The 17,655-nt window shown below is 62.2% G+C and carries 17 protein-coding genes; all 17 read left to right on the top strand.

Going from position 1 to position 17,655, the window contains the following annotated elements:
• The first annotated feature begins 393 nt into the window (after positions 1-393).
• The 17 genes from rfaH (at position 394) to QMX85_RS19725 (ending at position 17,548) form a co-directional block, all read left to right on the top strand.
• Positions 394-897 carry a transcription/translation regulatory transformer protein RfaH gene (gene rfaH, locus QMX85_RS19805; RefSeq protein ID WP_282343768.1) on the top strand — a complete coding sequence of 168 codons (504 nt, stop codon included), beginning with the start codon at positions 394-396 and terminating at the stop codon, positions 895-897.
• A gap of 273 nt (positions 898-1,170) precedes the next feature.
• Positions 1,171-1,749 carry a hypothetical protein gene (locus QMX85_RS19800; RefSeq protein ID WP_282343766.1) on the top strand — a complete coding sequence of 193 codons (579 nt, stop codon included), beginning with the start codon at positions 1,171-1,173 and terminating at the stop codon, positions 1,747-1,749.
• Positions 1,750-1,845: 96 nt separating this feature from the next.
• On the top strand, positions 1,846-2,187 hold the full coding sequence (locus tag QMX85_RS19795) for a hypothetical protein (protein WP_282343764.1): 342 nt from the start codon (positions 1,846-1,848) through the stop codon (positions 2,185-2,187).
• A gap of 112 nt (positions 2,188-2,299) precedes the next feature.
• Positions 2,300-3,466, top strand: coding sequence for an outer membrane beta-barrel protein (locus QMX85_RS19790; protein WP_282343762.1), 1,167 nt, complete (start codon positions 2,300-2,302; stop codon positions 3,464-3,466).
• Positions 3,467-3,521: 55 nt separating this feature from the next.
• Positions 3,522-4,061 (top strand): polysaccharide biosynthesis/export family protein, encoded by a 540-nt coding sequence (locus QMX85_RS19785; RefSeq protein WP_282343760.1) that lies wholly within the window; start codon positions 3,522-3,524, stop codon positions 4,059-4,061.
• Positions 4,061-6,304, top strand: a complete 2,244-nt coding sequence (locus tag QMX85_RS19780) for a polysaccharide biosynthesis tyrosine autokinase (RefSeq protein WP_282343758.1) — start codon at positions 4,061-4,063, stop codon at positions 6,302-6,304. The genes QMX85_RS19785 and QMX85_RS19780 overlap by 1 nt, the downstream gene beginning before the upstream one ends.
• A gap of 36 nt (positions 6,305-6,340) precedes the next feature.
• Entirely contained in the window at positions 6,341-7,105 is a 765-nt protein-coding gene (locus QMX85_RS19775; RefSeq protein ID WP_282343756.1) for a CpsB/CapC family capsule biosynthesis tyrosine phosphatase, read from the top strand.
• A gap of 33 nt (positions 7,106-7,138) precedes the next feature.
• Positions 7,139-7,906 (top strand): hypothetical protein, encoded by a 768-nt coding sequence (locus QMX85_RS19770; protein WP_282343754.1) that lies wholly within the window; start codon positions 7,139-7,141, stop codon positions 7,904-7,906.
• Positions 7,903-9,300, top strand: a complete 1,398-nt coding sequence (locus QMX85_RS19765) for an undecaprenyl-phosphate glucose phosphotransferase (protein ID WP_090224651.1) — start codon at positions 7,903-7,905, stop codon at positions 9,298-9,300. The genes QMX85_RS19770 and QMX85_RS19765 overlap by 4 nt, the downstream gene beginning before the upstream one ends.
• A gap of 94 nt (positions 9,301-9,394) precedes the next feature.
• Positions 9,395-10,744: a UDP-glucose/GDP-mannose dehydrogenase family protein gene (locus tag QMX85_RS19760; protein WP_282343752.1), complete on the top strand. Its 1,350-nt coding sequence runs from the start codon at positions 9,395-9,397 to the stop codon at positions 10,742-10,744.
• Positions 10,734-12,110 (top strand): oligosaccharide flippase family protein, encoded by a 1,377-nt coding sequence (locus tag QMX85_RS19755; protein WP_282343751.1) that lies wholly within the window; start codon positions 10,734-10,736, stop codon positions 12,108-12,110. Before QMX85_RS19760 ends, QMX85_RS19755 begins: the two co-directional genes overlap by 11 nt.
• A 34-nt stretch (positions 12,111-12,144) precedes the next feature.
• Entirely contained in the window at positions 12,145-13,305 is a 1,161-nt protein-coding gene (locus QMX85_RS19750; RefSeq protein ID WP_282343749.1) for a hypothetical protein, read from the top strand.
• Positions 13,306-13,366: 61 nt separating this feature from the next.
• Positions 13,367-14,491 carry a GDP-mannose 4,6-dehydratase gene (gmd, locus tag QMX85_RS19745; protein ID WP_090224646.1) on the top strand — a complete coding sequence of 375 codons (1,125 nt, stop codon included), beginning with the start codon at positions 13,367-13,369 and terminating at the stop codon, positions 14,489-14,491.
• A gap of 2 nt (positions 14,492-14,493) precedes the next feature.
• The gene (locus tag QMX85_RS19740) at positions 14,494-15,462 is read left to right on the top strand and encodes a GDP-L-fucose synthase (protein ID WP_282343747.1); all 969 of its coding nucleotides are present in this window, start codon (positions 14,494-14,496) and stop codon (positions 15,460-15,462) included.
• 4 nt (positions 15,463-15,466) lie between these two features.
• Positions 15,467-15,937 carry a GDP-mannose mannosyl hydrolase gene (locus tag QMX85_RS19735; protein ID WP_282343746.1) on the top strand — a complete coding sequence of 157 codons (471 nt, stop codon included), beginning with the start codon at positions 15,467-15,469 and terminating at the stop codon, positions 15,935-15,937.
• 86 nt (positions 15,938-16,023) lie between these two features.
• Positions 16,024-17,304 (top strand): hypothetical protein, encoded by a 1,281-nt coding sequence (locus tag QMX85_RS19730; RefSeq protein ID WP_282343743.1) that lies wholly within the window; start codon positions 16,024-16,026, stop codon positions 17,302-17,304.
• A complete protein-coding gene (locus QMX85_RS19725) occupies positions 17,276-17,548 on the top strand; it encodes a glycosyltransferase (RefSeq protein WP_282343741.1) in 273 nt (90 codons plus the stop codon). The genes QMX85_RS19730 and QMX85_RS19725 overlap by 29 nt, the downstream gene beginning before the upstream one ends.
• Positions 17,549-17,655 lie beyond the last annotated feature (107 nt).

Below are 17,655 nucleotides of genomic sequence, written 5' to 3'. Positions count from 1 at the left end.
CCGGCATGGGTGGTAACGCTCCGTTCGGGGGCGGCGATTCGTGCGCGCGGCGCGCGAACACGATGAGCTTCCTCACCTTTCGAATTCAAGGAACAGACAGCGTTCGGCGATGGCGCCAGAGAATAAGGTGGTGCGTTTGAAATCTCAAACGAATGCTAGGGACAATCGTTGAAAAGAGCAACGGCGTTGAGGAGGCGAAGGCATAAATGCGACAGGATTCAACCGTCGATCAATTTTCTGTTTGATATATCGAACACTGCGAACTTTCTCGAAGAAATCGGGGTCAAGTGGTGGCAGGACTTGAACCTGCTTTTGCCCCTGTCTTCCTGCGCGGAAGCGGAGCGCCTGGCGATCCGATAGAGCTTCGAGAGCTGACCTTACTGGATGAAGCTTATGGATAAGTGCGTTGCGATGCCGGATATCGCCTGGTACCTGATTCAGTGCAAGCCACGGCAGGACGGACGGGCGCTCGATCATCTGAGTCGTCAGGGTTTCGAGTGCTTCGGGCCTACCCTATCGGTTGAAAGCATCAAGGCGAACAAGCTCTGCCGTACCGAGCAGCCGCTGTTTCCAGGTTACCTGTTCGCGCGGATCGCCGCCGACGGCAACTGGACGGCGCTGCGTTCCACGCGCGGGGTGAACCGGGTAATCGGGTTTTGCGGGCATCCGTGCCAGGTCGATGACGCGGTCGTCGAGCAACTCAAGGCACGTTGTGCGGCGGATGCGGGGCAGTTGGTGTTCAGCCCTGGCGACAAGGTTCATATCAAGACCGGTCCATTGGCCGATATGGACGCAATTTTTCTGGCGATGGATGGGGATGAGAGGGTGGTTCTGCTGCTCAAGATCCTTCATCGCGAGCAGCAGGTCAGGATGAAACTCTCGCACCTTTTAGTGTGACGAGATTTTGACTATGGGCATATATATTGCCTGATTAACGGCACTGTCATCGATCTCCTGTAGAGTCGAGACGTTGCATCAGGGATAAGGGCTGTCGACTTGTCCCACCCAGAAAGTGCTAGAGCCGCCGCCCCGTTCTCAAGGAAACGACGAACCTTGGGGCGGTAGCGTGCCTGACGGTCTCGTCGGCCACCTGGCTCCAGCTGTTGTCTTCTCCGCCCCCCAAGGGCGGCCCTGCACTGTAATGCTGCGTTTCCACCAGGGGACGTTCCAGTGAAGGGCAATCTCGCGACACCTCTAATTCCAAGAAACCACGTAACAAAATCTTTTTATTGCCATGTACTTGGTCGGCTCTGCCTTTCCCGGTCGTTTACCGGTGGGCTAAGTGCCAGCATCAATGATAAGGACGTTCTTTCTATGCGCCAGACAACGGCTGTATTGGCTATGGCTTTAAGTGTTGCCGCCCCAGGCGCCTTCGCGGCGGATGACCGCGCTGCGGTGGTGAATGTCGATTGCGCCTCGCTCAGCGCGCAGCAGATCGGACAGATGACCCGCGTGGACGACCGGGTTCAGCTGGAAACAATCGCCAACCTGATCGAGGCCTGCCCCGCCGAGGTGGACGCGATCGTCGCTGCGGCAATCGGGGCTTCTCCGGAAGATGCGGAGCTGATCGTCGCCTACGTCACCGAGCAGTTGCCCACGGCCGCAGGGAGGCCGACGGCGGATAGTGGCAATTTGTTTACGCCGGGGAACTCAACCGGCCCAGATACGTCGAATTCGGTTCCATCGCCTGGTTCGGGTGGAGGCGGAAGGGTCGGGGGAAGCTCCGGCCCGGCAGCAAGTGCAAGCTGAGAGTCGGTCGAGGCGCGAGGTCGGGCTCGGTGCACGGAGCCGGTCAGTATTACCAGCGTGCTTCTTATAAAAAACGTGTGAATGGAATCTCCCATCATGATGAAAACGCTAAAGGTCTTGGCTTTCGCCTCCGTCGCGTTGTTGTCGTTCAATGCTTCTGCCACCGACTTCGGTGGTATCGACCTGGGCCGGATCAATCTCGGTTCCAAGTTGATCATCAGCAAGGGCAACAGCAGCCCGTGGGCCAGCCCCGTCGATAGTCGCCTTACGCTGAAAAGCCTCGCGGATCTCAACGCGCTCGCGCGTCTGACCCTCGCGGCTGCTTATGACAAGTTGAAGAATGCGCCCTCGTTGCCCTCGCACGGCCATGGGGACGGCCATCCCGGCACTACACCCGGCGGCTGTGCCCCGGGTGGCCCGGTAGCTAGCGCAAGTTGAGTGATGGCTGCGGTACCCGGGCCAAGACCCGGGGCCGCGGCTCATCTGTTTTCCAATCGTCCTTATTCCTTCGTGAGAATGGATTCGAGCAACTATGAAAATACCTAAGGTAATGGCTGCCACGTTCGCCGGTTCCATGTCGTTCAACGCCGCTGCCACCGAGCCTCAGAGCATCGATGTGGCCGGCTTCGACTTCACGCCGACCTTGTTCGTCAGCGAGAGCTACGACGACAACATTCGCGGACGTAAGACCGATGAAGAATCCTCCTGGATCACCAACATCAATCCGACCTTCCTCCTGAGCGCGGAAACCGGCAAAAGCGGCTACCAGCTCAAGTACGAACTGGACGACAAGAATTACCATTCGGACTCCCAGGTCAGCCATACCGATCACCACCTGACGCTCAAGAGCATTTTGGAATTCACCGCGCGTAACCGTCTGCGCTGGGATGTCGGCTATCACAAGGTCGAAGAGACCTCGGACACCGCCCACAAGGTCGAAGAGACCTCGGACACCGCCGAAATCGATGAAAACGACAAGTACACGCTCAAGAACGTGGGTGTCGGCTACACCTACGGCGCGCAGACCGCGCGCAACCAGCTGGACTTCGGGGCGAATTACCTGGAGCGTCGCTACCAGAACAGCGGCAATCTCAACGAGGACCAGGAATACGACTCCACCGCCCTGGTCGGCACCTGGTACCACCGCCTCGGTGCACGCACCCGTGTGCTTGGCGAGCTGCGCCACGCGACCTTCGATTACCTGCAGCAGAACAGCGAGCGCGACAGCACTGACACGGCAGCCTTGGTCGGCGCGACCTGGGAAGCCACCAAGAAGACTTCCGGCGCGATCCGCTTCGGTGCCGAGCGCAAGAATTTCGATTCCAGCGACGTCAAGGACTACACCAGCCCGATGTGGGAAGTGGGTGTCGCCTACAAGCCTCGCACCTATTCAACCTTCAGCCTGGACGCCCGTCGCGCGTTCGATGAAGGCGACGATGGCGCCACCACCGTGCACGACACCACCACCACGCTGGGCTGGAAGCACGAGTGGACCTCGCGCATCGCCACCGACCTCAACTACCGCTATTCCGATCGCAAGTACGAGGCGGTCGACCGTACCGACAAGCGCAGCTCCTACGGCATCGGCGTGACCTACGCCATGCTGCGCTGGTTGGACATCGGGCTCGGCTACCGTCACCTGAAAAACGATTCCAGCCTCGATACCGAGGGTTACGTCCGCAACATTTACATGGTGAGTTTCGATGTCAGCCTCTGAAGCCCGGGTGGCACTCAACGCCGGAAACAGTCAGTTCGCCAAGGAAATCGCGCGCATGTCCATTCGCACTCTACTCAAGTTCTTCAGCCTGATCCTGTTGTTCGGCTATGGCGCCATCGCCAGCGCCGCCGACGCGGGTTATCGCCTCAGCTCCGGCGACGTGATCAAGGTCAACGTGTTCGGTGAGCCCGATCTGAGCTTCGCCGAAATCCGTCTGAACGACGCGGGCACCTTCTCCTACCCTTTCGTCGGCGAGGTCCAGGCCAAGGGCAAGACCACCGGCGAGATCGAGAAGCTGCTGACGCTGAAACTCAAGGACGGCTACCTGGTCGACCCCCGCGTTTCCGTCAGTGTGATCAATTACCGCGAGTTCTACATCAGCGGCGAAGTGAAGCTGCCTGGCGGCTATCCCTATCAGCCCGGCCTGACCCTCGACCGTGCGATCGCCCTGGCCGGTGGCCTCAGCGAGCGCGCATCGACCAAGCGCATGACCATCATTCGCGGCGCCGACAGCACCCGCAAACCTGAAAAGGCGACGCTGGACACCCTGGTGAACCCGGGCGACACCATCAATATCGAGCAGGGATTCTTCTGATGATCTTGGAAAGTATTAGCCAGAAGGACCGGGCGTTGCCGCATGCCTCCTTGGAGGATGACAACGACTTCATCGACCTGCGACGCATCTGGCGCGCCATCTGGTCGCGCAAGTGGGGGATCCTCACTCTGGTGCTGGTGGTCACGCTGCTGACCTCGCTGCTGATGATGAGCATCAAGCCGCTCTACAAGGCCTCGGCCACGGTAATGATCGAGCCCAAGGGCAACCAGCCGTTGACCTTCCAGCCGATCACCGACCAGAGCTCCGGCATCAGCGAGTTCCTGCAGACCCAGCTGAGCCTGATCCAGAGCCGCGGCGTGGCGGAGAAGGTCGTTCGCGACCTGCGCCTCACCGAGCACCCGGATTTCGACCCGCGCCAGCAGCCGCAGCCGCTGATCAACATCGCCGGCCTGGTCAAGCGCTTCAGCATCGACAACCTGATTCCCGGTGCGGTCCCCAGCGGGGATGACGAAGACAAGCCGATGACCGATGCGGAAATCTTCGACGCCGTGACCCAGAACCTGATGCATCGCACCGAAGTATGGGCCGAGGGCAAGAGCCAGTTGGTCAACGTCGCCGTGGAAATGCCTGACCGGCTGACCGCCGCGATGGTCGCCAACGCCCTGGCGCAGAGCTACATCGAGAAGCAACTCGAATCGCAGATGGAAATGTCGCTGGCTTCGACCAACTGGATGAACACCCGGTTGACCGAACTGCGCGCCACCCTGCAGAGCGCCGAGGACAAGCTGCAGGCCTATCGCGAAGCGGAGGGCCTGGTGGACGTCGGTGGCGTGTCGACCATCAGCGCCAACACGCTGTCGGTCACTGGCGACCGCATGATTGACGCCCGCCGGGCGCGCGCCGAGGCCGAGAGCCAGTTCCGTCAGGTCGAAACCATGCGCAAGGCCGGGCTCGATCGCCTGACCAGCGTCCCTGCGGTGCTCAGTAACCCGCTGATCCAGCAGTTCAAGGCGGAAGAGGCCCGCGCCCGCGCCAAGGTCGAGGAGCTGTCGCGTCGTTACGGGGAAAACCACCCGTCGATGATCGCCGCCCGTTCCGACCTCAGCGCGGCGAAAGCCAGCCTGCAGACCCAGGTCGACCAGGTCGTCGCCGGTATCGAGCGCAACTATCAGCTGGCCGTGGCCAACGAAAACTCGCTGGACTCCTCGTTCAACAAGAACAAGGCGCAGATCCAGGACATTTCGCGCAAGGAATTCAAGCTGCGTGAACTGCAGCGCGACGTCGACAGCAACCGCACCCTGTACGACACCTTCATGACCCGCATGCAGGAAACCGCAGCGACCTCGGACATGAACTCGTCGAACGCGCGCATCGTCGACACCGCCATCGCCCCGATCGAGCCCAGCGCGCCGAACAAGCGCCTGATCATCGTCATAGCGGCCTTCATGTCGCTGGTCGTCGGTGTCGGCCTGGCGCTGCTGCTGGACGTGATCAACAACACCTTCAAGTCGCCCGAGGACGTCGAGACCAAGCTGAACCTGCCGGTACTCGGCATCGTCCCGCTGATCCCGAAGAAGAGCCGCATACAGATCGCCCACCAGTTCGAGCAGAGCCAGGACAAGCGCTTCTGCGAGGCGATCCGGACGATTCGTACCAGCGTGATGCTCAGCGACATGAGCCAGCCGCACAAGGTCGTGGTGATCACCTCGTCCGTTCCCGGCGAGGGCAAGAGCGCTGTGGCCGCCAACCTGGCGTTCGCCATGGGCCAGCTGGAGCGCGTGCTGCTGATCGACGCCGACCTGCGTCGGCCGACTCTGGCCAAGAGCTTCGACTTCCCGGTCGGCGCGCCTGGCCTGGCCAACCTCATCGCCGGCACCGCGAAGGCCGAGGACTGCATCCAGACCGTCGGCAATGTCGACATGCTGCCGGCCGGTGTGGTGCCGCCGAACCCGCTCGAACTGCTGGCCTCGCCGCGCTTTGCGAAGTTCCTGGAAGTCACCAAGGAACGCTATGACCGCATCATCGTCGATTCGCCGCCGAGCCAGGCGGTCAGCGACGCCACCCTGCTGTCGACCTTCGCCAACGCGGTGATCTATGTGATCAAGTCGGAAAGCACGGCCATCCCGCTGGCGCAGAAAGGCATCGGCCAACTGCTGCAGAGCGGCGCGCCGCTCACCGGCGTTGTGCTCAACCAGGTGGACGTACAAAAGGCCGCGAAGCACGGCAGCTACAGCGGTTACTACGACCACTACGGTTACAGCAACGGCGAAGAGAAAGCGTAAGCAACCTCGGGCGATTCATCACGTAGCGCACTCATCATGATCGACCTGCACAGTCATCTGCTCCCCGGTATCGACGACGGCGCGCCAGACATGCCGACCGCCCTGACCCTCGCCCGCGTGGCGGTGGGAAATGGCATCACGCACATGGTCTGCACGCCGCACATGCATCCCGGTCGTTACGACAACGACGCCGGCAACATCCGGCAGGTCTGCAAGGCCTTCGCCGACGCGCTGAAAGGCGCCGGCATCGACTTGCGGGTGAGCGCCGCCGCCGAAGTCCGTTTCGGCAGCGAAATGATGAAGGGCGTCTGCGATGGCAGCATCCCGTTCCTCGGCGAATGGCAGGGCAAACGGGTCCTGCTGCTGGAATTCCCGCATGCGGAGATTCCGTTCGGCGCCGAGCGCATGACCGAGTGGCTGATCGGCAAGGGCATCGTTCCGCTGATCGCCCACCCGGAGCGCAACAAGGCACTGATGCATATGCCGTCGAAGCTCAAGCCGTTCCTGCTGCAGGGTTGCCTGCTGCAGCTGACCGCCGGATCGGTTGCCGGGAAATTCGGCGAACCGGCGCGGCGGCTGGCCCACGCGATCCTTGAGGAAGACCTGGCGACGATCATCGCCAGCGACGCCCACAACCTGCAGCACCGACCACCGGAACTGGCCTGCGGACGCGATCACGCGGCGCGCATAGTCGGTGACCGCAAGGCCGAGGCGCTGGTGCTGGATACGCCCTGGAGGATCGCGCAGGGCCATTTCGCTGGGCAGACCGCCGACCTGAAAGCCGAACTTTCCACCGCTTGATCAATCACATGGACCCCCACAGAGACAACGCCCATGACCGAGTCTCCTGTTCTGGCGCATGGTCGCGCCGCAAAGCGTAGGTCGCGCCGCTCCGAGCCGACCCAACAGACACCGCTGTACCGTGCCATCTGCATCGGCATGCTGCCGCTCGCCGCGCTGGTGATCGGTCTGTCCTGGACGATGATGCGGGCCGGCATCGACAGCTATCGCGCCGAACGCTTCCTGCAGAGTTGGGAAGCCAAGGGCATGCCCGACGCCGAAACCCTGGCGGCGGGACGCCAGGCAGCAGAGCACGCCATCGAGCGCTTTCCGGCGCCCAACGGCGAGTACCTCGACCGGCTCGGCCGGGTGCTCAGCTGGGAAGACGCCGACGCGCCCTACGGTGCGGCCGAGGCCCAGGCTTCGCGCCAGGCGGCACTGGAGACCTACCGCGCGTCGCTGGCGGTTCGTCCGGGCTGGCCGTGGACCTGGCTGCGCCTGACCAGCACCAAGCTCAGCCAGCAGGCATTCGATGACGAGTTCGCCGATGCACTGTCGCGCTCCAGTGCCCTGGGCGCCAATCGCATCGAGATGGACCGCGACCTGGCCCGCATCGGCTTCGAAGGCTGGCCATCGCTGACCACCGAACAGCGCGTGCTGACGCTCAAGGCCGCCGCGCGCACCGTCGGCTACAGCTACCCCGAAGCACAGAATTTATATGGCCTTGCGCAACGCGCAGGGCTGAACGTCCCGCTCTGCTGGAGCTTGAGCGAGGACATCCGAGCAAAGCGGCAAATATGTAAAAAAGAGGGATCATCATGATCGCTGAACGTACCAACCCAGCCGTGAACCGGCGTGGTCTTACCTTCTGGGGTCAATGGCTATGCGGCATTACCCTGGCCAACCTGGTGCTCTATGTCATGGTCGACCAGCGTTACGACCAGATTCCGACGGAGTACCGCGTGCTGATGATCCTCACGGTCCTCGGCTCGGTGCCGGCGTACACGCTGTGGCGCGTCTACCACAAGCGTGACAGCTACCGTTCCGGCCTCGGCCGTCTCGCGGCGGGCTGGTTCACCCTGCTCAGCGGGCTGATGTTCATCGCCTTCGTCAGTGGCAGCACCGAGATGTTCTCCCGCGAGCTGGTGCTGCTGTGGGGCGTGCTCGGTCTGGCCGTGCAGTCGCTGAGCTTCATTCCGTTGCGCTACCTGGCCTCGCTGCACTCGCGCAAACTGCGCAACGAACGCACCTCGGTGATCATCGGCACCTGCCCGCTGGCGCTGACCCTGGCCGAGCGCCTGAGCGTCTCTAACCGCGTTCCGCTGATCGGCCTGATCGCGCCGGAAGCCGAAGCCGAGCCGCATCAGGAAGGCCAGTTCCCGGTGCTTTCCGGTCTCTCCGAGCTGCGCAACATCATCGATCGAAATGGCGTGCGTCGGGTCTACATTGCCCTGAACCTGGACAAGATCGCGCAGATCGAAAGCCTCTACATCGACCTGCTCGACATGAGCGTGGATGTGGTCTGGGTGCCTGACTTCGGCAGCATGATGCTGCTCAACCAGTCGATCTCGCAGATCGAGCAGCTGCCGGCGATCTACCTCAACGAAAGCCCGCTCAGTTCGCACCCGGCGGCCGTGTTCAGCAAGGAGCTGCTCGATCGCAGCCTGGCGCTGATGGCCATCGTGCTGCTCAGCCCGGTGCTGATCGCCGCGGCGATCGCGGTGAAACTGTCCTCCCCCGGCCCGGTGTTCTTCCTGCAGCCGCGGCACGGCTGGAACGGCGAAGTGATCAAGGTGTGGAAATTTCGCTCCATGTTCGTCCACCAGGACGACAAGGTGGTGCGCCAGGCCTCGCGTGACGATCCTCGCGTCACCCGTGTCGGCGCCTTCCTGCGGCGCACCTCCATCGACGAACTGCCGCAGCTGTTCAACGTGCTGCGCGGCGAGATGGCGCTGGTCGGTCCGCGGCCCCACGCGGTCACCCATAACCAGTACTACAGCGACAAGATCATGGCCTACATGGCGCGCCACCGAATCAAGCCGGGCATCACCGGTCTGGCGCAGGTTACCGGCCATCGCGGCGAAACCGAGACCGTCGAGAAAATGCAGCAGCGGGTCGAGAAAGACCTCGCTTACATCAATCACTGGTCGCTCTGGCTGGACATCAAGATCCTGATCAAGACGCCCTTCACGCTGTTCTCGCGGAACATCTACTGAGCCGCGGCGGTCCCAAGGGCCGCCTCGTCGCTTCGCGGCGCCGCTCAGCCGGCGCCTGCCACGACTACATCTTGTCTAAATCAGGGACCTCTCCATGAACATCACCGTCATCGGAACCGGCTATGTAGGCCTCGTCACCGGCGCCTGCATCGCCGAAATGGGTAACACCGTCGTCTGTGTCGACGTCGATCCGAAGAAGATCGAGAACCTCAAGAAAGGCATCCTGCCGATCTACGAGCCGGGCCTGGAGAACGTCGTCACCAGCAACTTCGAATCCGGTCGACTGCTGTTCACCACCTCGCTGGTCGAGGCGATGAAAAGTTCCGACGTGTTCTTCATCGCCGTCGGCACCCCACCTGGCGAGGATGGTTCCGCTGACCTGCGTTACGTACTGGAAGTGGCCAAGCAGATCGGTGCCAACCTGGCGCGTCCGGCCATCGTGGTGAACAAGTCCACCGTGCCGGTCGGCACCGGCGACAAGGTTCGCGCGGCGGTCGCCGAGCAACTGCAGCAGCGCGGCGTGGAGATCGATTTCGAAGTGGTGTCCAACCCCGAATTCCTCAAGGAAGGCGCGGCGGTGGACGACTTCATGCACCCCGACCGGATCATCATCGGCAGCAGCAGCGAGCACGCCAAGCGCGTCATGGGTGAGCTCTACGCGCCCTTCGTGCGTAACCACCCGCGGATTATGTACATGGGCATCCGCGATGCGGAAATGACCAAGTACGCCGCGAACGCCATGCTGGCGACGAAGATCTCCTTCATGAACGAAGTCGCCAGCCTCTGCGAGCGCCTGGACGTGGACGTGGAGAACGTGCGCCTGGGCATCGGCTCGGACCAGCGCATCGGCTATCACTTCATCTACGCCGGCTGCGGCTACGGCGGCTCGTGCTTCCCGAAGGACGTCAAGGCGCTGATCAGCATCGCCCACCAGAACGACTTCGAGCCCAAGCTGCTGCAGGCAGTGGAAGCGCGCAACGACCTGCAGAAGCAGTCGCTGTTCAACAAGATCGTCACCCACTATTCCGGCGACCTGGCCGGGCGCACCTTCGCGGTCTGGGGCCTGTCGTTCAAGCCGGGCACCGACGACATGCGCGAAGCGCCCAGCGTGGTGCTGATCAACAGCCTGATCGCCGCCGGCGCCAGGGTGAAGGCGTTCGACCCGATCGCCCATGAGACCGCCCGCGCGGAGTTCCCGGCGGAGCATTTCAGCAACGGCGATCTGGAAATCGTCGACGGCCAATACGAAGCGGCCATCGATGCCGACGCGCTGGTGCTGGTTACCGAGTGGAAGCCGTTCCGCCACCCGGATTTCCGTGCCCTGAAGAAGCTGCTGAAGAGCCCGCTGATCCTCGACGGACGCAACCAGTACGATCCGGTCCAGCTGCAACGCGAAGGCTTCGACTACTACGGCATGGGGCGCAAGGCCATCAATGCCGCTTGAGAACGAGCTGCTGATGACCGGCGTCGACCCCACCGGGGGCGCTGGAAAGCCGCGCGGCAAACTGCGCGGCTTCCTGCGCCAGAGCATGCGCAGCAAGCTGTTGCGCAACATCATCACGGTGGTTTCGGGAACCGCCGGCGCGCAGGCCATGACCATGGCCTTCATGCCGGTGATCACCCGCCTGTACGGCCCGGAAGCCTATGGCATCCTCGGCGCGTTCATGAGCCTCACGCTGATGATCATCCCGATCGCTGCGCTGACCTACCCGGTCGCCATCGTGTTGCCCAAGCGCGACGCCGATGCCCGCGGGCTGGTCAAGCTCTCGCTGATGATCGCCGTGGTGCTGGCGTCGCTGATGGCGCTGGTGCTCGGGTTGTTCGGTACGCCGATCGTGCACCTGATGGGGCTCGAGGAAATCTCGCCGTACCTGATGCTGCTGCCGGTGGTGATGTTCTTCGGCGCGGCGCTGGAAGTCGTTCAGCAGTGGCTGATTCGCCAGCAGCGCTTCAGCCTCACCGCCAGCATCGCCATCGCGCATTCCCTGCTGCACAACAGCATCCGGACGCTGGGCGGTTTCCTGATGGCGATACCGGCGGTGCTGGTGATCACCACGGCGCTGGGGCCGGCGCTGCAGGCGGTGATGCTGGCCATCGGCATTCGCCGCACCCGCGACAGGGCCGACGCGGTGGTCGATCTCGAACCGCCGATGAGCAGCGGCGAGCTAGCGCGGCGCTACAGCGATTTCCCGCTGTTCCGTTTCCCGCAGATGCTGATCAACACGGTTTCGCAGAACCTGCCCACGCTGGTGCTGGCGTCGGTCTTCGGGCCGGCGGCGGCGGGCTTCTTCACCGTCTGCAAGCAGGCGCTGAGCATGCCCACCAACCTGATCGGCAAGTCGGTCGCCGACGTGTACTACCCGCGGATCAGCCAGGCGATCCAGCGTCACGAGCCGATCACCTCGATGCTGGCCAAGGCCACCGCCGGGCTGGCCCTGGTGGGGCTGCTGCCCTTCGGTTTCGTGTTCCTCGCTGGGCCCTGGCTGTTCGCCCTGGTCTTCGGTGAGCAATGGCATACCGCGGGCGAGTTCGCGCGCTGGCTGGCGCTCTCCGAATACGTGGTGCTGATCACCCGGCCCTGCACGGTGGCGATTCCCGCATTGCGGCTGCAGGGACGCTTCCTGATCTTCGAAATGCTCAGCACCGCCCTGCGCCTCGGCGCGCTCTTCTTCGGTGCCTGGGTGATGAAAGACGCGTTGATCACAGTGATGGCCTTCGCCGGTGCCAGCGTGTTGATCTACGTGGCGCTCATCGTTTCCGTGCTCATCGCCGCGAACAACCATCGGCCGTCCTCGACGGCGGCCCACTGAGCAGTATTCCTTACGAAAGAGACAGGCTCCGCCAATGACCCAGAGTGCACCCACCATCGTTGCTGTCGGCTATAACCGGCCGAAAAGCCTGGCCCGGCTGCTGACCTCCCTGAGCAAGGCGCACTACCCGTCCGAGGGCGTCCGCCTTGTCATCAGCCTGGACAATTCGGGTAATCCGGAACCGCTGAAAGTCGCCGAGGCCTTCGACTGGCCTTTCGGCGAGAAACGCATCATGGCGCGCGAGACCCGCATGGGGCTGCGCCAGCACATCCTCAGTTGCGGCGACCTGACCGAGGAGTACGGCGAGATCATCGTGCTGGAGGACGACCTGTTCGTGTCTCCGCACTTCTACGAGTACGCCCGCAAGGCGCTGGATTTCTATGCCGACGCGCCGCAGGTGGCCGGTATCAGCCTGTACGGCAACCAGCAGAACCAGACCGCCGCGCTGCCGTTCACGCCGATCGACGACGGCGGCTCGGACGTCTACTTCATGCAACTGGCGGCGTCCTGGGGGCAGGCATGGTCGCGCAAGCACTGGCAGGGTTTTCGTACCTGGCTGAACGCGCACGGCACCGACATCTCCGATGTCGCCGGCATCCCGGCCGACATCCGCGCCTGGCCCGAGTCGTCGTGGCTCAAGCTGTACAACGCCTACATCATTTCCCGCGACCTGTACTTCGTCTACCCGTACCGCTCGCTGAGCACCAACTTCGGCGATCCGGGCGAGCACTTCTACGTCGCCTCGTCGCGCTTCCAGGTGCCGATCCAGCTCAAGGCCACCGATTACCGCTTCGCCCGCCAAGAGGACAGCCTGGCGGTGTACGACGCCTACTGCGAGCTATCGCCGTCCAGCATCAAGCGGCTGAACGGTAAGCTCGCCGCCTACGATTTCAGCGTCAACCTGTACGGCTGCAAGACCGTCACCAACGGCCTGCAACTGACCCGGTCGAAGCAGGCGGGCCTGCATAATTTCAGTCTGTCGATGAAGCCGATGGAACTGAGCATCCTTTATGACCTCGAAGGCGAGGGCATCGCCCTCATCGAAACGGCAAGGCTGACGGCTGGCACCCGCTCCGACCCCAAAGCGGAGTACGACACCTACCGCTTCTTCTACAAGTTCCCATCGATCCGCGTGATCCTGTTCGGCGTTATCGAACGGTTGACGATGCTGATCAAGAAAGCGCGGACCGGTTGATCCGTCCGCGTGGCGAGTTACCCCTTTTACCTATCGACTTGGATGCATGAGGCTTCGAAAAATGGAAAAAAAACGCGCGTTGGTAACCGGTATCACCGGACAGGATGGTTCCTACCTGGCCGAGTTCCTTCTGGAGAAGGGCTATGAAGTACACGGCATCAAGCGCCGCGCTTCGCTGTTCAATACGCAGCGGGTCGATCACATCTATCAGGACCCGCACGTCGAGAACAAAAACTTCGTCCTCCACTACGGCGACCTCAACGACTCGTCCAACCTCACCCGCATCATCCAGGAAGTGCAGCCTGACGAGGTCTACAACCTCGGCGCGCAATCCCACGTGGCGGTGAGCTTCGAAGCCCCCGAATACACCGCCGACGTCGATGGCATGGGCACCCTGCGCATCCTCGAGGCGATCCGCCTGCTCGGCCTGGAAAAGAAAACCCGTTTCTACCAGGCCTCGACCTCCGAGCTGTACGGCCTGGTACAGGAAATCCCGCAGAAGGAAACCACGCCCTTCTACCCGCGCTCGCCCTATGCGGTGGCCAAGCTGTACGCCTACTGGATCACGGTGAACTACCGCGAGGCCTATGGCATGTATGCCTGCAACGGCATCCTCTTCAACCACGAGTCGCCACGCCGTGGCGAGACCTTCGTGACCCGCAAGATCACCCGCGGCCTGGCGAACATCGCCCAGGGCCTGGAGTCCTGCCTGTTCATGGGCAACATGGATTCGCTGCGCGACTGGGGCCACGCCAAGGACTACGTGCGCATGCAGTGGATGATGCTGCAGCAGGAAACCCCGGATGACTTCGTCATCGCCACCGGCGTGCAGTACTCGGTACGCGAGTTCATCCGCTGGTCCGCCGCCGAGCTGGGCATCACCCTGCGCTTCGAAGGCGAGGGCGTGGACGAGCAGGCCATCGTCGAGCGCATCGAGGGCGATCTGGCGCCAGCGCTGAAGGTCGGCGACACCATCGTGCGCGTCGACCCGCGCTATTTCCGTCCCGCCGAAGTGGAAACCCTGCTCGGCGATCCGACCAAGGCCAAGCAGAAGCTCGGCTGGACCCCGGAAATCACCGTTCAGGAAATGTGCGCCGAGATGGTCCGCGAAGACCTCAAGGTCGCCCAGCGCCACGCCCTGCTGAAGCGGCACGGCCATGACGTTCCGGTCTCCGTGGAGAACTGAACATGCAGCAGCCTCAACGCATCTTCGTCGCCGGCCATCGTGGCATGGTCGGCTCGGCGATCGTCCGGCTCCTGCGTCAGCAGGGTGACGTGGAAATCGTCACCCGCGGTCGCGACGAGCTGGATTTGGTCGACCAGGCCGCCGTGCAGGCGTTCTTCGCCGCGGAGAACATCGATCAGGTGTACCTGGCTTCGGCCAAGGTCGGCGGTATCCACGCCAACAACACCTATCCGGCCGAGTTCATCTACCAGAACCTGATGATCGAGGCGAACATCATCCACGCCGCCCATGCCAACGGCGTGCAGAAGCTGCTGTTCCTCGGTTCCTCGTGCATCTATCCCAAGCATGCCGAGCAGCCGATGAAGGAAGAGGCGCTGCTGACCGGCATCCTGGAGGCGACCAACGAGCCCTATGCGATCGCCAAGATCGCCGGGATCAAGCTCTGCGAGAGCTACAACCGCCAGTACGGCCGTGACTACCGCAGCGTGATGCCGACCAACCTGTACGGCCCGCACGACAACTACCACCCGGAAAACAGCCACGTGATCCCGGCGCTGCTGCGCCGTTTCCACGAAGCCACCCTGCGCGGCGACGAGGAAGTGGTGATCTGGGGCAGCGGCACGCCGATGCGCGAGTTCCTCCACGTCGACGACATGGCTGCGGCCAGCGTCCACGTGATGAATCTGGACGAGGCCACCTACCAGGCCAACACCCAGCCGATGCTCTCGCACATCAACGTCGGCACCGGCCAGGACTGCACCATCCGCGAGCTGGCGGAAACCCTGGCCAAGGTCACCGAGTTCCGAGGTCGCCTGGCGTTCGATGCGACCAAGCCGGACGGCACGCCGCGCAAGCTGATGGACGTTTCGCGTCTCGAAGCCCTGGGCTGGAAGTCGAAGATCGGCCTGGAAGAAGGGTTGCAGGATGCCTACCGCTGGTTCGTCGAGCACCTGGACGACGTCAGGGGTTGAGCGGATGTTTCTCGATGCCGAGGACTTCCGACGGGTAGTCGGAGCGACACCGCTCATCTCCCTGGACCTCGTCGTTCGCAGCGGCGAGGGAACCATTCTCCTGGGTGAACGTCTCAACCGACCGGCGCAAGGTTTCTGGTTCGTCCCGGGGGGACGCATCCAGAAGAACGAAACGCTCGACGCCGCCTTCCGTCGCCTCACCCTGGGCGAGCTGGGCATCCCGTTCGAGCGTTCCCAGGCGCGGTTGCTGGATATCTACGAACACTTCTACGAAGACAGCGTGTTTGGTACGGATTCATCCTCGCCGAACACGCATTACGTAGTGGCCGGCTATTTGCTGGATTTGCCGGCCGGCCTGGCGCTCGATCCGCCGCGCGAGCAGCACGGGCACTACCGCTGGTGGTCGCCGAGCGAAATGCGCGACAGCGAGCAGGTACACGAAAACACGCGGGCCTATCTGCGCGCACTGGTTTGATGCGTCGCCGGTGAAGACGATGGCGGTGGTGGATCCACCCCTTACTTCAAGCGATCAACTGGAACACTCAAAGGGAAGTTCGTACATTGAGGAAGCTTCTTTCTTACCAGAACCTGTTGTTCGTGCTTGTGCTGGCGAACTCGGCCTGCTTCTTCCTCACGGACGACAAGAAGGCTGGCATACCCTACCTGCGTGAACTGTTCCTGCTGGCGATATTGGCGGCATCGGCACTTCTGCTGGTCACCTGGAAGCGCCTCTATCAATCCAAGGCCTGCCTGTGGGTGGTCTTCATCGGCATCTGCCTGCCGGTGATGTCGTCGATCCTGGCCAAGCTCAACTTCGGCCAGCCGATCGTCTACGGCCTGCTGGAGGAACGCCGCAGTTTCTACTTCCTGATCTTCTTCCCGACGTTGTTCCTGCTGTACAAGGCTAAGCCCACGGAGCCGCAGCTCGAGCGGTTCTTTCTCGTCTCGGGTCTGTTCTGCGTGGCCGTAGGCTTCCTCTATTACTTCAAGATCATCCCGCAAAACAGCGGGTTCGCCTTCGAGGTGGACGCCAAGGAGCTGGGTAGCGAAGACAGCATGCTGCGTCCCAATCGCTACCGGATCGGCTCCGGCTATGTGAGCATCTGCGCGTTCATGATCATGTACAGCCTGCGCCGCCAGATCACCCTGGCGCGGGTGATGCTGCTGTTGCTCTTCACCGCCTACCTGTGGCTGGTCCTGCAGACCCGCTCGACGATGGTGGTCTGGGCGCTGGCCGGGCTGTGGATTTTCCGCGACCGTATCGGTTCGCTGCTGAAGCTGGGCGCCGTCGCCTCGATCATCCTGGTGGTGTCCTACTTCATGATTCCGGACTTCTACGCCACCCAGTTCGAGCGCTTCGACGCCCTGCTCAACGAGGCGACCACCGGGCCCGGCGTGCGGAACATCACTACCGGGATCATTCTTCAGGAAGTGGCGAAGAACTGGTACATCGGAATGGGCGCGCTGTCCCTGCAGTGGAATGGCGGCTTCTCGACCCTTTACAACCCCTGGTTCTACCTGTCGGACGTGGGCATCGTCGGCGTGTATTACCGCTTCGGGTTCCTAACTCCGGTCATCGCCCTGATCTTCTATGGCGGTTTCCTGAGCATCATGAGGGACTGCAAAAACAAGGGCGATCTATTGAGCGCCATGAAACTGCCTTTCGTATTTGGTTTGATCAATATGTTTCTGTCCAACTCAATTATGTATGGGGGAGATCTCCTAGGCATTTCAGCAGCCTGTTTCTTGTATTTCTCTAGAGTAAGAGCTAAGGCACCGGCACCGTCTACCACGCAGAACGAGCGGATCAGTTATGACAAGTTTCAGCATCGTTACCATTAACTGGAATAACCTCGCTGGCCTGACCAAGACCTATGAAAGTGTCGCGGCGCAGACCTACAGGAACTTCCGCTGGATCGTAATCGATGGCGCTTCCAACGATGGCAGCGTCGAATGGCTGAAGGAACTCAAGGACGATCACGCCGAAATCACTTCTGAGCGCGACAAGGGCATCTACGACGCGATGAACAAGGGCCTGGTGAAAGCCAGCGAAACCCCGGGTTACACCCCAATGTCATCAACCTAAGCTGCAGCCCTGCCCAAGGCAAGCCCCCCGAAGCAGCCAGCCGCCATGGCCGTCGGGCGATGACCAGGCCTCTGCCGCTCAATCAGGCGGTCTAGCTGGGCTGGCGG

It is taken from the genome of Pseudomonas sp. PS02288 (genome assembly GCF_029959715.1).
In the GTDB taxonomy this organism is placed as follows: domain Bacteria; phylum Pseudomonadota; class Gammaproteobacteria; order Pseudomonadales; family Pseudomonadaceae; genus Pseudomonas_O; species Pseudomonas_O kuykendallii.
Note: the sequence above shows the minus strand (reverse complement) of the source record. Positions and strands in the feature narration are given on the sequence as shown.

What these genes read in the sequence shown, in the direction of transcription:
- rfaH (WP_282343768.1), top strand. Translation starts at nt 394, where the DNA reads ATGGATAAGTGCGTTGCGATGCCGGATATCGCCTGGTACCTGATTCAG.
- QMX85_RS19795 (WP_282343764.1), top strand. Translation starts at nt 1,846, where the DNA reads ATGATGAAAACGCTAAAGGTCTTGGCTTTCGCCTCCGTCGCGTTGTTG.
- QMX85_RS19790 (WP_282343762.1), top strand. Translation starts at nt 2,300, where the DNA reads ATGGCTGCCACGTTCGCCGGTTCCATGTCGTTCAACGCCGCTGCCACC.
- QMX85_RS19785 (WP_282343760.1), top strand. Translation starts at nt 3,522, where the DNA reads ATGTCCATTCGCACTCTACTCAAGTTCTTCAGCCTGATCCTGTTGTTC.
- QMX85_RS19780 (WP_282343758.1), top strand. Translation starts at nt 4,061, where the DNA reads ATGATCTTGGAAAGTATTAGCCAGAAGGACCGGGCGTTGCCGCATGCC.
- QMX85_RS19775 (WP_282343756.1), top strand. Translation starts at nt 6,341, where the DNA reads ATGATCGACCTGCACAGTCATCTGCTCCCCGGTATCGACGACGGCGCG.
- QMX85_RS19770 (WP_282343754.1), top strand. Translation starts at nt 7,139, where the DNA reads ATGACCGAGTCTCCTGTTCTGGCGCATGGTCGCGCCGCAAAGCGTAGG.
- QMX85_RS19765 (WP_090224651.1), top strand. Translation starts at nt 7,903, where the DNA reads ATGATCGCTGAACGTACCAACCCAGCCGTGAACCGGCGTGGTCTTACC.
- QMX85_RS19760 (WP_282343752.1), top strand. Translation starts at nt 9,395, where the DNA reads ATGAACATCACCGTCATCGGAACCGGCTATGTAGGCCTCGTCACCGGC.
- QMX85_RS19755 (WP_282343751.1), top strand. Translation starts at nt 10,734, where the DNA reads ATGCCGCTTGAGAACGAGCTGCTGATGACCGGCGTCGACCCCACCGGG.
- QMX85_RS19750 (WP_282343749.1), top strand. Translation starts at nt 12,145, where the DNA reads ATGACCCAGAGTGCACCCACCATCGTTGCTGTCGGCTATAACCGGCCG.
- gmd (WP_090224646.1), top strand. Translation starts at nt 13,367, where the DNA reads ATGGAAAAAAAACGCGCGTTGGTAACCGGTATCACCGGACAGGATGGT.
- QMX85_RS19740 (WP_282343747.1), top strand. Translation starts at nt 14,494, where the DNA reads ATGCAGCAGCCTCAACGCATCTTCGTCGCCGGCCATCGTGGCATGGTC.
- QMX85_RS19735 (WP_282343746.1), top strand. Translation starts at nt 15,467, where the DNA reads ATGTTTCTCGATGCCGAGGACTTCCGACGGGTAGTCGGAGCGACACCG.
- QMX85_RS19725 (WP_282343741.1), top strand. Translation starts at nt 17,276, where the DNA reads ATGACAAGTTTCAGCATCGTTACCATTAACTGGAATAACCTCGCTGGC.